Raw genomic sequence first — 13,053 nt, 5'->3', positions numbered from 1 at the left:
GGGTCAGCCGGCCGGGAGGGTGGCGGTGACGACCAGGCCGCCGCCCTCGCGCGGGCGGGCCGTCACGTCGCCGCCGTGCGCGACGGCCACCGAGCGCACGATCGACAGCCCGAGCCCCGCGCTCATCCCGGTGACCACCCGTTCGGCGCCGTGCCGGTGGAACGGCTTGAACAGCAGCGGCACGTCGTACGGCGGCACGCTGGGGCCGCTGTTGGTCACCTCGACCTCGGCCAGGCCACCGGGCGCCGTCCGGCTCACCACCCGGACCCATCCGCCGTCACTCAGGTTGTGCCGGATGCCGTTCTCGACCAGGTTGTGCACCAGTCGTTCGAGCAGCAGCGCGTCGCCCGCGGTCGGCGCGGGTCCGGCGTCCTCCTGCACGACGACGTTGGCCTCCGCGGCGGCGCGGGCGGTCTGGGCGACCACGTGCGAGACGATGTCGGCGAGGTCCACCGGGGAGCGGTCGGTGATCTCCTGCTCGGAGCGGGCCAGCAGCAGCAGGCCCGAGATGAGCCGCTCGTGGCGGGCGTTGATCTGCAGCAGGCTCTCGCCCAGCTCCTTGACGTCGTCGGAGGCGGTACGCCGGTGCATCGCCAGCTCCACCAGGGCCCGGTTGAGCGTCAGGGGCGTGCGCAGCTCGTGGGAGGCGTTCGCGACGAACCTGCGCTGGCCGTCGAAGGAGCGGTCGAGCCGCTCCACCATCGTGTCGAACGTGTCGGCCAGCGTCTTGACCTCGTCCGGGGGGCCGCCGAGCGCGATGCGCTCGTGCAGGCCGCGCTCGGCCATGGGGGCGGCGGCGATCCTGCGCGCGGCCTCGGTCACCAGGTGCAGCGGGGCCAGCACGCGTCCGGCCACCACCCAGCCGAGCCCGATGGCGGTCCCGCACACCACGACGAGCGCGATCGCGCCCTGGGTGAGCAGCGAGGTCACGGCGGCCTCCCGCACCCCTTCCTCCTGCTGCCGCATCCAGTTGACGGCGGCGGGGCCGACCAGCTCGACGCCGTCCTGCTTGAGGAAGATCACGTTCTTGCGGGTGCCGTCACTGGTCATGAACCGGTTCTCGAACGACTGCGCGAGCTGCTGGTTGAACAGCAGGTACGTGACGCCCAGCAGGGCCAACCCCGCCACCAGGAACAGGGCGCCGTACACGAGGGTGAGGCGCAGCCTGAGGGTGGGGTGGGGCGGTCTCATGCGATCCGGTACCCCACTCCCGGCACCGTCTCCACCACCGGCGGGTCGGCCAGCTTGCGGCGCAGCTTGAGTATCGTCAGCCGCACCGCGCCGGTGAACGGGTCGGCGTGCTCGTCCCACGCCTTCTCCAGCAGGTGCTCGGCCGAGACGACCGTGCCCTGCGCCCGCATCAGCTCGGCCAGGACGGCGAACTCCTTCTTCGACAGCGGCACGAACCGCCCGTTCCTGAACACCTCCCTGCGCCCCGGGTCGAGCGTGATCCCGGCCCGGCGCAGCACCGGGGGTGTGGCCGGTCGCGAGCGCCGTCCCAGTGCCAGGACGCGCGCCGCCAGCTCGGGGAAGGCGAACGGCTTGGACAGGTAGTCGTCGGCGCCGATGGACAGCCCGCTGACCCGGTCGTCGAGCTGGGCGGCGGCCGTGAGCATCAGCACCCGCGCGTCGGACTCGGAGGCGACCAGCTCCCTGCACACGTCGTCGCCGTGCACGCGCGGCAGGTCGCGGTCCAGGACGACCACGTCGTAGTCGTTGACCGCGATCCGCTCCAGCGCAGCCGCGCCGTCGTGCGCGAGGTCGACCGCGTGGGTCTCGTCGCGCAGCCATTCGGCGATCGCGCCGGCGAGCACGCGCTCGTCCTCCACCACCAGCACCCGCATTCCGTACCTCCGGCTCGATTCTTGCGCGGGTGGCATTTGATCCGGATAAGCCGGAGATGGAAACGCTGGAGAAACACGTCCGCGTATTGCATCTCCCCTCGTAAGGCCACCGGCTTTCGACGGAGGAGAACATTCATGCGAGGACGATCCCTCATGGCGCTGGCCGCGGCCGCGCTGTTCCTGACGGCGTGCGGCGCCCAGGAAGGCGGATCGGACGTGGCGTCGGTGACCGGCACCGGCGCCAAGCCGACGGCCGGCGCCACGGCCACCGCCGACCGCAACGCGCAGGCCGTGAAGTACACCACCTGCCTGCGCGAACAGGGCCTGGACATCGCCGACCCCGGCCCGGACGGCCGGATCCAGATGAAGTTCGACAAGGGCTCCGGCGGCCCGGAGAAGGTCCAGAAGGCCATGGACGCCTGCAAGGCGCTCCAGCCCGCGGGCATGAACCTGGGCAAGGGCGGCGACCCCAAGCAGGCCGAGAACATGCGCAAGCAGGCGCAGTGCATGCGGGACAACGGCGTGGAGGCGTTCCCCGACCCCGAGGGCGGCATGGTGCGCATCACGCCCGAGGTCGGTGAGGACCCCGACTTCAAGGCCGCGCAGGAGAAGTGCCGGATGAACATCGGCGGGGGACAGGGGGGCTCTTGATGGGGACGGCCACCATCGACGGAAAGGCCGAGCCGGACGTCCCTTCCTCCCGCGCCCGCCGCCGCCGCGGCGGGCGGGCGGTCCTCGCCCTCGTCGGGGTGGCCGCCGTCGCGGGGGCGGCGGTCCTGGCGGTCAATCCCGGCGGGGTGCTGGACGGCGGCGCCGCCCCGTCCGCGTCGGCCGCCGCGCTGCCCCCGGCCACCACCCCGGTCGCCCGCCAGACGCTGAACGACACCAGGGACGCCGACGGCGAGCTCGGCTACGGCCCGGTCACCACGGCCATGGCCAGGAAGGCCGGCACCGTCACCTGGCTCCCGGACAGCGGCGACCTGATCACCCGCGGCCGGTCCCTGTACCGCCTGGACAACAAGCCGGTCATGCTCCTGTACGGCACCACCCCCGCCTACCGCGACCTGCGGATCGGCAGCGAGGGCAAGGACGTCGAGAACCTGGAGCGCAACCTGCGCAAGCTCGGCTACGACGGCTTCACCGTGGACGACGAGTACACCTACGACACCGCCCAGGCGGTGCGGGAGTGGCAGGAGGACCGCGGCCTCGACGAGACCGGCGTGGTGGAGCTGGGACGGGTCGTCTTCGCCCCCGGCAAGGTCCGGGTGGAGAGCCTGGAGGCCGAGCAGGGCCAGCCCACCGGCCCCGGCCAGAAGATCCTCACCTACACGGGCACGAAGAAGGTCGTCACCGCCGAACTGGCCGCCGAGGACCAGCGGATGGCCAGGAAGGGCACCAAGGTCTCGGTCACCATGCCGGACGGCAAGGACGTGGCCGGCCGGATCACCGAGGTGGCCACGATCATCGACCCCGGTGACGGGCAGAACGCCGACCCGGAGACCCGCCTGGAGGTGCAGGTCTCGCTGGGGAACGCCAAGGCCGCCAAGGGGCTGGACCGGGCGGCGGTGAAGGTGACGTTCACCGCCGACCGGCGGAAGGGCGTGCTGACCGTGCCGGTGTCGGCGCTGGTCGCGTTGCGGGAGGGCGGGTTCGGGGTGGAGGTGGTGGAGGGTGGCAGGTCGCGGTACGTCGCCGTGCGGACCGGGTTGTTCGCCGGTGGCCGCGTCGAGATCTCCGGCGACGGGCTCACCGACGGCATGACAGTGGGAATCCCGAAATGACCCCCACCCCAACCCCCTCCGAACCCACCACCCCGTCCCCTGCGGGTGCGGGGCGGGGCATGATCGTGCTCACCGACGTGTCCAGGACCTATCCCGGCGGGGTGGCCGCGCTGGACTCGGTGTCGCTGGAGGTCCGGCACGGCGAGCTGGTCGCCATCGTCGGCCCGTCGGGCTCGGGCAAGTCCACGATGCTCAACGTCGTCGGCACCCTCGACCGTCCGTCGGCGGGCCGCGTCGAGATCGACGGCCACGACGTCTCCAAGCTGTCGGACAACCAGCTCTCGGCCCTGCGCGCGACCACGATCGGCTTCGTCTTCCAGCACTTCCACCTGGCCGCCAAGGTCACCGCGCTGGACAACGTGGCCGACGGCCTGATCTACACCGGCCTGCCGCTGCCCGAACGCCGCCGCCGGGCCGGGACGGCGCTGCGCCGCGTCGGCCTCGGGCACCGCGTCGACCACGAGCCGCACGAGCTGTCCGGCGGCGAGCGGCAGCGCGTGGCCATAGCCAGGGCGGTGGCCGGCGACCCGCCGCTGCTGCTGGCCGACGAGCCCACCGGCGCGCTGGACTCGGTCTCGGGCGCCGGCGTGATGGACCTGCTGCACGAGCTGAACGGGAGCGGCACCACCATCGTGATCATCACCCATGACCGGGAGATCGCCGCCGGCCTGCCCCGCCAGGTGAGCATGCGAGACGGCCGGATCGTCTCCGACTCGGGCTCCGGACGTGGTGCGGAGCGGCTCGGGGGCGGGGAAGAGGGCGGTGGCCGGTGCGTGCGCGAGCCCGTCGAATCCGAGGTGGCGTGATGGCGACCCTGGAGCGTCCCCGGCTCTCCCCGGCCAGGATGCGCCCGCGCGACGTGATGCGCGTGGGCGCGGTCGGCCTGCGTACGCGCCCGCTGCGGGCGTTCCTGTCGGCGCTCGGCATCGCGATCGGCATCGCCGCGATGATCGGCGTGGTCGGCATCTCGTCCTCCTCCAGCGCCGAGCTGGACCGTACGCTGTCCGCGCTGGGCACGAACCTGCTCACCGTCTCCTCCGGCACCACGCTCCTGGGCGAGGCGGCCCAGATGCCGACGGACGCCGAGGCGATGATCGAGCGCATCGGCCCGGTGGAGTCGGTCTCGTCCACGGGCAAGGTGCCCGAGGCCAAGGTCTACCGCAGCGAGGAGATCCCGGCGCCCCAGACCAACGGCCTGGTCACGATCGCCGCCCGCCTCGACCTGCTGCCGACCGTGGGCGCGACGGTCCGCCGCGGCACCTGGCTCAACGCGGCCACCGAACGCTACCCGGCCGTCGTGCTCGGCTCGGCCGCCGCCCAGCGGCTCGGCATCGGCACGGTCACCCCCGACACGCAGGTGGTGATCGGCGGCATCCGGTTCACGGTGGTCGGGCTGCTCGAGCCGGTGCCCCTGGCCGAGGAGCTGGACAGCGCGGCCCTGGTCGGCTGGCCGGTCGCGGAGTCCAGGCTGGACTTCGACGGGCATCCGACCACGCTCTACACCCGCTCGCAGGAGGCGAGGCTGGCGGACGTGCGGTCGGTCCTGGCCGGCACGGCCAACCCCGAGGCGCCCAACGAGGTGGACGTCTCCCGCCCGTCCGACGCGCTGGCCGCCAAGCAGGCGACCAGCCAGGCCTTCGCCGGGCTGCTGCTCGGCGTCGGGGCGGTGGCGCTGCTCGTGGGCGGCGTCGGCGTGGCCAACACGATGGTCATCTCGGTGCTGGAGCGCCGCGCGGAGATCGGCCTGCGCCGTTCGCTCGGCGCGACGCGCGGCCAGATCCGCACCCAGTTCCTCGCCGAGTCGCTGCTGCTGTCCGCGCTGGGCGGCGCGGGCGGGATCCTGCTGGGGGCCGGCGTCACCGTCGCCTACGCCTTCTCCCGGGGGTGGCCGGCCGTGGTGCCCGCGTGGGCGACCGTCGGGGGCCTGGCGGCCACGCTGCTCATCGGCGCGGTGGCCGGGCTCTACCCGGCCGTGCGCGCCTCCCGGCTGTCGCCGACGGAGGCGCTGTCGGCGCCCTGAGACAAGCGCCCCGGGGTCAGGACAGAGTTGTCTCGGGGGCGGGGGAGTAGCAGGTCGTCCTGCCGACGATCCTGACGTTCGGCCCGTCGAGCACGGTGAGCTCGAACGTCAGGTTCGTCCGCGGGTTGCGCAGGACGGAGATGACAGGGGTCTCGTCACGCAGGTCGAGATCCTCGATGATCTGGTCGTAGCCCATGTCCTGGAGGGTGTGCAGCAGGCCGTCGGGGGCTTCGGCGGCCTCGCCCTCGGCCCGGACGAGCCGGCGCACCTGGCCGGGCACGCACGAGCGGTCTTCGGTCTCGTCGGAGCGGTCGGCCGGCGACACATGCAGCGCGGCGCTGGTGAGCAGGGTGTCGGTGTCGGCGGTGAGCTGCCTGGCCGCCTCCTCGAAGGAGGACTGGCGGCCGGAGGTACAGGCTGCCGCGACCGCGACGCATACAAGCACCGCGGACATCACGACCGAGCGACCAGCCAGGCGCACGTTGGGACGATATCGGAGATCAATTCCGGGCGCAGGAGGATTAACGCAATATTAATGGCCGATATCAAAAGGCAGTCCGGTCGCCCATTCTCAGGAGGGGCCGGTTCTCAGCTCGTCCAGCTTGCGTTCGATGCGGTCGAGGCGCCGGCACAGGTCCTCCAGGTCGCCGCGTTCGGCTCCCTCCTCCTCGGGGCGCAGGTGAACCAGGAGCGAGCCGCCGGGCTCCAGGCGTACCAGGTCGGTGTCGGTGACGCTCTCGGCCCCCCGGAGCTGGAGCATCACGTTGAGATCGGCCTGCCGGACGCCCATCCGGCGCAGCGCCGAGGGGATGAAGTGCCCGTCGCGGGCCAGGACGACCGGCGTGCCCTCGAACACCCTGCCGACCGAGGGCACGGTCGCCGCCAGCCGCACCACGACCGAGTTGACCGCCACCAGGATCACCACGCCCACCAGGCCGCCGATCAGCGAGTTGTCCGGGCCGATGATCGCGTTCTGCACGACGTTGCTCATCAGCAGCATGACCACGAAGTCGAAGTTGTTGAGCTGCGCGATGCCGCGTTTGCCGGCGATGCGGAGCAGCACGGCGATCGTCACGTAGACGGCGATCGTCCTGACGGTCTTGTCGGCGACGGAGACCCCCAGGTCGAACAGGTCGCTCACCGGCGCCTCAGCTTGGCGATCAGCCCCAGGTCCTCCACGCAGCGTCCGAGCCCCAGGGCCACCGCGTCGCTGGGCCGCTCCGCGCGCCGCACCGGCATGGACAGCCCCTCCTGCAGCCGCCGGCGCAGACCGGGCAGCAGCGCGCCGCCGCCGACCAGCACCATTCCGCGCTCGCCCAGGTCGGCGGTCAGCTCGGGAGGGCAGCGTTCCATGGTGTACTCCGCGGCCCGCACGATGTGCTCGACCGGCTGGACGGCCACCTCGCGCACGCGCGCCGCGGGCAGCGCCACCGCGCGCTCCTCGCCGGTGCCGGCGTCCCTGCCGCGGATCAGCACGTTCCCGGCCGGCTCCCGCGTCGCGCGCAGCTTGGCCGACTCGGCCTCCCGCTCGTCGGCCTGCAGGCCGTGCTCGTCCTCGACCAGGCGGGCGACCGCGCGGGTCACGGCGTGCCCGCCGCCGCGCACGGTTCCGGCGGCGACCACGGCCCCGCAGGAGAGCACGGCGACCCTGGTGGCGTCCCGGCCGATGTCGACGACCATGTGCCCAGAGCCGTCGCGGACCGGCAGGCCCGCGCCGAGCGCGGCCGCGATCGCGTGTTTGACCAGCAGGATCCCGCGGGCCTCCGCCTCGAAGCCGGCGTCGCGCAGCGCCACCCGCTCGATCGGCGTGAACTCGTCGGGCACGGCCATCACCAGGCGCGGCCGGGGGAACGGGTGCCGGTGCACCTTGCGCAGGAAGTGCCTGATCATGCGCCGGGCGAGCTCGCCGTCCTGGGGCAGGCCGTCGCTGATCGGCCAGTACGTCTCGCCGTCCGTGCCGTCCGCGCCGTCCAGGGCCTCGGCGCCGAAGCCGACGACCCTGCCCGTCTGCCTGTCGCGCAGGACGACCGACGGCTCGTCCAGCACGATGCCCCTGCCCTTGGCGTAGATCCTCGTGCCGGCCGCGCCGAGGTCGATCGCCAGGTCACGACCCAGGAGGCTCATCGCCGTACTGGGAGGTTGAGCATCATGCCTGGGTGTATATCCGGCGCTTCTCCAACGCAACACCAGGAACCGCAGAGTTCCGTTTTACCCTTCGCGCCGCAGGGCGGCCAGCGTCTCGTCGGCCCACTCGATGCCGGAGCGCGCCTGGTGCAGGCCGAGGGACAGCGCGTACTGGCCGAACAGGCCCCCGGGCCGGCAGTCGAGCGTCGCGAGGCGGGCCTGGAAGTGGGCCTTGATGCGCTCGACCACGGCGACGGCCTGCCCGGTGTCGAGCAGGGCCAGCAGGAACGCCTGGAGGGCGGTCTCGCTGCGCACGGTCGCCGACGGGTCGTGGCCGACCAGCCACTCGGTGACCAGCGCGCGACCCTCGGCGGTGACGGCGTAGATCTTGCGGCCCCGGGCGCCCTCGTGCTCGACCGTCACCAGGCCGTCGGCGGCCATCTTGACCAGCTCCGGATAGATCTGCGTGTGCCCCGCCTGCCAGACGTGGTTGAGCGAGTGCTCGAACTTCTTGGCCAGGTCGTAGCCGCTGGCCGGGCCTTTGGTGGCGAGCAGGCCGAGGAGCGCGATCCGCAGGGACATGCCCGCCAGCATAGCGAAGGCTTGACATGTCAGCTCTTACATATCAATCTTCACCTGTGACTAATGACATGAAGACCAAGGGCAACGGGTTGGTGTTGCTGGCGGTGCTCGGCGGGATGTTCCTGGCGATGCTCGACCAGACGATCGTCGGCACCGCGCTGCCCCGCATCACCGGCGAGCTGGGCGGCACCCGGCTCTACACCTGGGTGGTCACGGCCTATCTGCTCACCTCCACCGTGACCGTGCCGCTGTACGGCCGGCTCTCCGACCAGCACGGCAGGAAGCCGCTGCTGCTCATCGGCATGTCGGTGTTCGTCGTCGGATCGGCGTTGTGCGGGCTCGCCCAGGACATGACCCAGCTCATCGCCTTCCGCGCCGTGCAGGGACTGGGCGCGGGCGCGTTGTTGCCGCTGTCGCTGGCCCTGGTGATGGAGATGTTCCCGCCCGGACGCAACGGCGCCCGCGTGCAGGGCGCACTCGGCGGCGTGATGGCGTTGACGTACCTGGCCGGGCCCTTCCTGGGCGGGTTGTTCACCGACCACGCGAGCTGGCGGTGGGCCTTCTACGTGAACGTGCCGCTCGGGATCGTGCTGATCGCGATCGTGGTGCTGCGGCTGCCGTTCCGTCCGGGCACCGGCGGCGGGGGCCGGCCGGACTACGCGGGCATCGCGGTGTTCGGCGTGGCCATCAGCGCCCTGCTGCTCGGCCTGACCGAGAAGGGCCTGGACGGCAACTCCTGGACCTCCCCGCCCGTGGCCGGGCCGATCCTGCTGGGGCTGGTCCTGCTGGCCGCGTTCGTGCTGGTCGAGCTGCGGGCGGCGAACCCGGTCATGCCGATGCACCTGTTCCGGGACCGCACGTACACGCTGGTCAACGCGACCTCCTTCTTCACCGCCTTCTGCATGTACGCCGGCGTGGTGTTCCTGCCGCGCTACTTCCAGCAGGCGCTGGGCGTCAGCGCCACCGAGTCCGGGCTGAGGATCTACCCGATGACGCTGGCGATGGTGGCGGGCAGCGCGCTCATGGGCACGCTGATGTCCAGGACGCGCACGTACAAGCCGTGGCTGGTCGGGGCGCCGTTCCTGCTGGTGGCCGGCAGCCTGCTCTGCCTGAACCTCACCGTGCGCACCGACGGCCTGCTGCTGGCCGGGTGGATGGCGCTGCTCGGGCTCGGCATGGGGCCGATGTTGTCGGGGCTGACCGTGGCCGTGCAGCAGGCCGTCGCGCCGCGGTACATCGGCACGGCCTCGGCCAACCTCACCTTCTTCCGGCAGATCGGCGGCTCGGTGGCGCTGGCGCTGGCCGGCACCGCGTACACGTCGGTCATCACCACGGACGCGCCGGTCCACGGGCTCGCGGCCGCGCACGCCTCGGCGGCGGCCGTGGTCATCCCGTCGCTGGGCGTGGCGGGCGCGGTGATCGCCCTGGTCGCGCTGGTCATGATGCCCGGCAGGCGGCTGGAGCAGCCGCCCGCGGCGGAAAGCAGAGTGGAGGCCGGTTTCGCGTCGTAAGCGACGTCGTGCGAAGCTGTGGATGTCCCCAGAACCAGGAGGTCCTCATGGCGGAAACACCGGAGCCGGAAGTCAGCGAGACTCCCGAGGACGAGATGAAGCGCAAGTTCCGCGAGGCGTTGGAACGCAAGCGCGGGCAGCAGGCCGACTCGGCCGCGGGTGGCAGGGGCGTGGACCCGTCGAAGATCCACGGGGCGCACGGTCCGGCAGCGAGTAAAAGATCCTTCAGGCGCAAGAGCGGCGGCTGAAAGGTCCGATTTAGCAGGGGGTACGGCATGCCGTGCCCCCTTTCTCTTTACCTCGATAGGTAGATCTTTACCCGGTTCATGACGATTCGTTTGTATTTGTCCGAATCTCTGGGTACCGTCTTAACCAATTACCAGCTGGTGGCGTAGTCCCTACCAGGAGAGGGACGACAGCTGGCGCCGAATCCCGACTTGTCGGGAACCGGGGACCCATCTCATTGGGGTGAATCCGGCCATGTGCCGGTAGGGCATCTCCACGCCCGAACCCGTCAGCTAACCCGGTAGGCGAGATGGAGAGGACTTCACGCATGTACCACCTCGTCGTACCCCCGGACAGTGTAGTGACGACCGCCTGCTGAGCGGTCTCTTCCCTGACTTCCCCCACGCGCCGCGTAACCACCTTTTCGGCGCTCTGCCCGGTTACGCACCGTAGTCACGCGCGTTCCCCCTGTCCCCTCGCGAAGGACTTCACTGCTTCATGTCTCGATTTGGCCTGCGCTCTCTCGCCCTGCTGTCCGTGTCCGCCATGGGCGCGCTGACGATCTCCGCCACCGGCGCCCACGCCGACACCGGCGACGACCAGAAGATCCTGCTCAAGGGTTCCACGAAGGCCTCCTACTTCTGGGACGACTCCTCCGGCCGGGCCGGCGACACCGGCCTCCCCGCCAGCGGCAAGCCCATGCAGAAGGGCCTGGCCGCCAGCCCGAGCTGGCCCCTCATGACCGAGGGTTACGTGACCTACAACGGCAAGAAGATGCCGTTCTTCGTGGGCGACCGCGGCCCCGGCGAGCCCTCCAGCCGTGGCGTCATGCTCGACCTCGACGCCAAGACCTTCGCCGAGCTGACCGGCGGCACCTTCAACCCCGACACGCTCGGCGTGGACGGCAACGGCGGCCAGGGCCACATCAAGATCGACTACGTCATCACCAAGTGGGGCGACGGCAAGGGCAAGAAGAACTACCCCGTGGCCTTCTCCACCGGCGCGTGGGGCAGGTTCGACGCCAACCCGGCCGAGCCCCCCAAGGTGCTGGCCGACAAGCCCGCCGAGGACGCGGCCGGTTCCGCCGGCGGCCAGGTCGGGAAGACCGTCGCGATGGGCGGCACCGTCATGGCCGGCGTGCTCGTGCTGGCCGGCGGCGGCGTGGTGCTCGGCGGCGAGCGCCTGCGCAAGCTGCTCAACGACTGATCTCCGGACAGACCGCTCTTTACGCCTCGCGACCAGAATGACATTCTGGTCGCTGTGATCCAGCGCGCAGCCGCCAACGGCATCGAGATCGCCTACGAGAGCTTCGGCTCACCCGCGGGCAGGCCCCTGCTGCTCATCATGGGACTCGGCGCCCAGCTCATCCACTGGGACGACGAGTTCTGCGAACTCCTGGCCGAGCAGGGCCACCACGTCGTCAGGTTCGACAACCGCGACGCGGGCCTGTCCACGCATCTCCACGACGAGGGCGTGCCCGCATGGGGCGCGCCCTCGCCGTACGTGCTGGACGACCTGGCCGACGACAGCGCCGGGCTCATGGACGTCCTGGGCCTGCCCGCCGCGCACGTCGTCGGCGCCTCGATGGGCGGGATGATCGCCCAGGCGCTGGCCGTCCGGCACCCCGCCCGCGTGCTGAGCCTGACCTCGATCATGTCCACGCCCGGCCCGCAGGCGGCCCCGCCGACCGAGGCGGCCGCCGCGGTGCTCCTCGCCAAGCCCGCGACCGACCGCGAGGGGGTCGTCGCCGGCGCGCTGACGACCTGGGCCGTGCTCGGGTCCCCCGGCTGGGAGCTGGACCGCGAACGCGTCACCAGGCTGGCCGGGCTCGCCTTCGACCGCTGCCACGACCCGGCCGGCACGGCCCGCCAGCTCGCCGCCATCATGGCCTCCGGCGACCGCACGTCCGCGCTGGGCGGGCTGAAGGTGCCCGCGCTGGTCATCCACGGCGAGGACGACCAGCTCGTGCCGCTCGCCGGCGGGCGGGCCACGGCCGCCGCCATCCCGGACGCCCGCCTGGTCACCTACCCCGGCATGGGCCACGACCTGCCCCGCGCCCTCTGGCCCGCGATCGTCGCCGAGATCACCGCCCACACCGGCTCCGCGGCGCCCGCCCGGCCCGAGCCCGCCGCGTGACCCGCCACGTGACCCGCTGCGGCGCCTCGCTGCGCGGGCCGGTCAGAGCTCCAGCTTCTCCTCGATGACCTTGAGCATGTGCCGGGCCAGGGCCAGGTTGGCCCGATTGCGGTCGAGGGCGAGGTAGAGGAACAGGCCCTTGCCGCTGCGGCCGGTCAGCGGGCGGATGATGTGGTACTGGGCGGTCAGCGTGATCAGGATGTCCTCGATGCCGTCCTTGAGGCCCAGCGAGTCCATCGTGCGCAGTTTGGCCTTGATGACCTCGGTGTTGCCCGCCGCCGCGACCTGCAGGTCCAGCTCCTTCGAGCCGCCGAGCGTGCCGAGCGCCATGCCGCTGCCGTGGTCGACGATCGCCGCCCCGATCGTGCCGTCGATGCTCATCATCTCTTTGAGGGAGACGTCCATGCCTGCCATGCTTTCCTCCGCTTCGGTGGGGATGGTTCAGTGCTTGCGTGCCACGGCGGCCACGGAGGCCGCCGTCTTCCTGCCCTCCAGCCGGAGGAGCCCGACGTTGGCGCCGGGTCCCGCCAGAACCGTGAGGACGATCGTGGGGCCCGCGGCGTAGAAGGCCACGAACCCGGCGCTGCCGGACACGAGGGTCTCCTCGAACGTCCCGCGCCCCGCCATGGTCAGCATCCGGCCGCTCATCGCGAGCAGCGCCGCCGACAGCGCCGCCACCTGCTCGCCGGTGTCTCCCTGCAGGTCGCAGGCGATCCGCAGGCCGTCGACGGTGCACGCGACGCTGCCGGTGACGTCCGGCGTGCGGCCGCGCAGGAGCTCCATCTCCGCCAGGACCTCTTGCCGTAGCTCCACGGGTGGCCTCCTCCTGC

Annotated in this window: 15 protein-coding genes, 1 pseudogene and 1 riboswitch; of the genes and pseudogenes, 8 read left to right on the top strand and 8 right to left on the bottom strand. The window is 71.7% G+C overall.

The features are described 5' to 3' along the window. Positions 1–3: 3 nt before the first annotated feature. Complete coding sequence (locus AB0J46_RS12260) at positions 4–1,191, bottom strand: HAMP domain-containing sensor histidine kinase (protein ID WP_364330047.1); 1,188 nt, start codon at positions 1,189–1,191, stop codon at positions 4–6. Next, entirely contained in the window at positions 1,188–1,844 is a 657-nt protein-coding gene (locus AB0J46_RS12255) for a response regulator transcription factor (RefSeq protein ID WP_352352030.1), read from the bottom strand. Before AB0J46_RS12255 ends, AB0J46_RS12260 begins: the two co-directional genes overlap by 4 nt. Positions 1,845–1,979: 135 nt before the next feature. On the opposite strand from AB0J46_RS12255, the gene AB0J46_RS12250 reads away from it, so the two are divergent. The 4 genes from AB0J46_RS12250 to AB0J46_RS12235 are packed head-to-tail and all read left to right on the top strand — an operon-like array spanning position 1,980 to position 5,645. Beyond that, complete coding sequence (locus AB0J46_RS12250; protein ID WP_364330044.1) at positions 1,980–2,495, top strand: hypothetical protein; 516 nt, start codon at positions 1,980–1,982, stop codon at positions 2,493–2,495. Next, a complete protein-coding gene (locus AB0J46_RS12245; protein WP_364330041.1) occupies positions 2,495–3,625 on the top strand; it encodes a peptidoglycan-binding protein in 1,131 nt (376 codons plus the stop codon). Before AB0J46_RS12250 ends, AB0J46_RS12245 begins: the two co-directional genes overlap by 1 nt. A gap of 59 nt (positions 3,626–3,684) precedes the next feature. Next, positions 3,685–4,431 carry an ABC transporter ATP-binding protein gene (locus tag AB0J46_RS12240; RefSeq protein ID WP_364330038.1) on the top strand — a complete coding sequence of 249 codons (747 nt, stop codon included), beginning with the start codon at positions 3,685–3,687 and terminating at the stop codon, positions 4,429–4,431. Beyond that, positions 4,431–5,645 (top strand): ABC transporter permease, encoded by a 1,215-nt coding sequence (locus AB0J46_RS12235; protein WP_364330035.1) that lies wholly within the window; start codon positions 4,431–4,433, stop codon positions 5,643–5,645. The genes AB0J46_RS12240 and AB0J46_RS12235 overlap by 1 nt, the downstream gene beginning before the upstream one ends. Positions 5,646–5,661: 16 nt before the next feature. On the opposite strand, the gene AB0J46_RS12230 is transcribed toward AB0J46_RS12235, so the two are convergent. The 4 genes from AB0J46_RS12230 to AB0J46_RS12215 all read right to left on the bottom strand — a co-directional run bounded on the left by AB0J46_RS12230 (position 5,662) and on the right by AB0J46_RS12215 (position 8,351). After that, on the bottom strand, positions 5,662–6,126 hold the full coding sequence (locus AB0J46_RS12230; protein WP_364330032.1) for a hypothetical protein: 465 nt from the start codon (positions 6,124–6,126) through the stop codon (positions 5,662–5,664). Positions 6,127–6,216: 90 nt separating this feature from the next. After that, positions 6,217–6,786: a YetF domain-containing protein gene (locus AB0J46_RS12225; RefSeq protein ID WP_358288195.1), complete on the bottom strand. Its 570-nt coding sequence runs from the start codon at positions 6,784–6,786 to the stop codon at positions 6,217–6,219. Further along, positions 6,783–7,769: a rod shape-determining protein gene (locus tag AB0J46_RS12220; RefSeq protein WP_364330029.1), complete on the bottom strand. Its 987-nt coding sequence runs from the start codon at positions 7,767–7,769 to the stop codon at positions 6,783–6,785. The genes AB0J46_RS12225 and AB0J46_RS12220 overlap by 4 nt, the downstream gene beginning before the upstream one ends. An 84-nt stretch (positions 7,770–7,853) precedes the next feature. Beyond that, positions 7,854–8,351, bottom strand: a complete 498-nt coding sequence (locus AB0J46_RS12215) for a PadR family transcriptional regulator (RefSeq protein WP_364330026.1) — start codon at positions 8,349–8,351, stop codon at positions 7,854–7,856. Positions 8,352–8,407: 56 nt separating this feature from the next. Between AB0J46_RS12215 and AB0J46_RS12210 the strand changes: the two genes are divergently transcribed. From AB0J46_RS12210 to AB0J46_RS12195, 4 genes and pseudogenes are all read left to right on the top strand, one after another. Continuing rightward, positions 8,408–9,862 carry an MDR family MFS transporter gene (locus tag AB0J46_RS12210; RefSeq protein ID WP_364330023.1) on the top strand — a complete coding sequence of 485 codons (1,455 nt, stop codon included), beginning with the start codon at positions 8,408–8,410 and terminating at the stop codon, positions 9,860–9,862. 47 nt (positions 9,863–9,909) lie between these two features. After that, positions 9,910–10,110 (top strand): DUF5302 domain-containing protein, encoded by a 201-nt coding sequence (locus AB0J46_RS12205; RefSeq protein WP_352323331.1) that lies wholly within the window; start codon positions 9,910–9,912, stop codon positions 10,108–10,110. Between the two features lie 165 nt (positions 10,111–10,275). Then, a riboswitch (cyclic di-AMP (ydaO/yuaA leader) is annotated at positions 10,276–10,410 on the top strand. A gap of 223 nt (positions 10,411–10,633) precedes the next feature. Then, positions 10,634–11,062 (top strand): annotated as a pseudogene (locus AB0J46_RS12200) (hypothetical protein); the annotation flags it as partial. Positions 11,063–11,347: 285 nt separating this feature from the next. Further along, entirely contained in the window at positions 11,348–12,223 is an 876-nt protein-coding gene (locus AB0J46_RS12195) for an alpha/beta hydrolase (protein WP_364330020.1), read from the top strand. Positions 12,224–12,265: 42 nt separating this feature from the next. On the opposite strand, the gene AB0J46_RS12190 is transcribed toward AB0J46_RS12195, so the two are convergent. Next, positions 12,266–12,637, bottom strand: coding sequence for a hypothetical protein (locus AB0J46_RS12190; RefSeq protein WP_352352019.1), 372 nt, complete (start codon positions 12,635–12,637; stop codon positions 12,266–12,268). Between the two features lie 27 nt (positions 12,638–12,664). After that, positions 12,665–13,036 (bottom strand): roadblock/LC7 domain-containing protein, encoded by a 372-nt coding sequence (locus AB0J46_RS12185; protein ID WP_364330017.1) that lies wholly within the window; start codon positions 13,034–13,036, stop codon positions 12,665–12,667. Between the last annotated feature and the right edge of the window lie 17 nt (positions 13,037–13,053).

The sequence above is a fragment of the Nonomuraea sp. NPDC049758 genome, from assembly GCF_040674635.1.
Taxonomy (GTDB): domain Bacteria; phylum Actinomycetota; class Actinomycetes; order Streptosporangiales; family Streptosporangiaceae; genus Nonomuraea.
This window is presented reverse-complemented; position numbering and strand designations above follow the sequence as displayed.

What these genes read in the sequence shown, in the direction of transcription:
- AB0J46_RS12220 (WP_364330029.1), bottom strand. Translation starts at nt 7,769, where the DNA reads ATGAGCCTCCTGGGTCGTGACCTGGCGATCGACCTCGGCGCGGCCGGC.
- AB0J46_RS12235 (WP_364330035.1), top strand. Translation starts at nt 4,431, where the DNA reads ATGGCGACCCTGGAGCGTCCCCGGCTCTCCCCGGCCAGGATGCGCCCG.
- AB0J46_RS12250 (WP_364330044.1), top strand. Translation starts at nt 1,980, where the DNA reads ATGCGAGGACGATCCCTCATGGCGCTGGCCGCGGCCGCGCTGTTCCTG.
- AB0J46_RS12245 (WP_364330041.1), top strand. Translation starts at nt 2,495, where the DNA reads ATGGGGACGGCCACCATCGACGGAAAGGCCGAGCCGGACGTCCCTTCC.
- AB0J46_RS12255 (WP_352352030.1), bottom strand. Translation starts at nt 1,844, where the DNA reads ATGCGGGTGCTGGTGGTGGAGGACGAGCGCGTGCTCGCCGGCGCGATC.
- AB0J46_RS12205 (WP_352323331.1), top strand. Translation starts at nt 9,910, where the DNA reads ATGGCGGAAACACCGGAGCCGGAAGTCAGCGAGACTCCCGAGGACGAG.
- AB0J46_RS12190 (WP_352352019.1), bottom strand. Translation starts at nt 12,637, where the DNA reads ATGGCAGGCATGGACGTCTCCCTCAAAGAGATGATGAGCATCGACGGC.
- AB0J46_RS12240 (WP_364330038.1), top strand. Translation starts at nt 3,685, where the DNA reads ATGATCGTGCTCACCGACGTGTCCAGGACCTATCCCGGCGGGGTGGCC.
- AB0J46_RS12215 (WP_364330026.1), bottom strand. Translation starts at nt 8,351, where the DNA reads ATGTCCCTGCGGATCGCGCTCCTCGGCCTGCTCGCCACCAAAGGCCCG.
- AB0J46_RS12260 (WP_364330047.1), bottom strand. Translation starts at nt 1,191, where the DNA reads ATGAGACCGCCCCACCCCACCCTCAGGCTGCGCCTCACCCTCGTGTAC.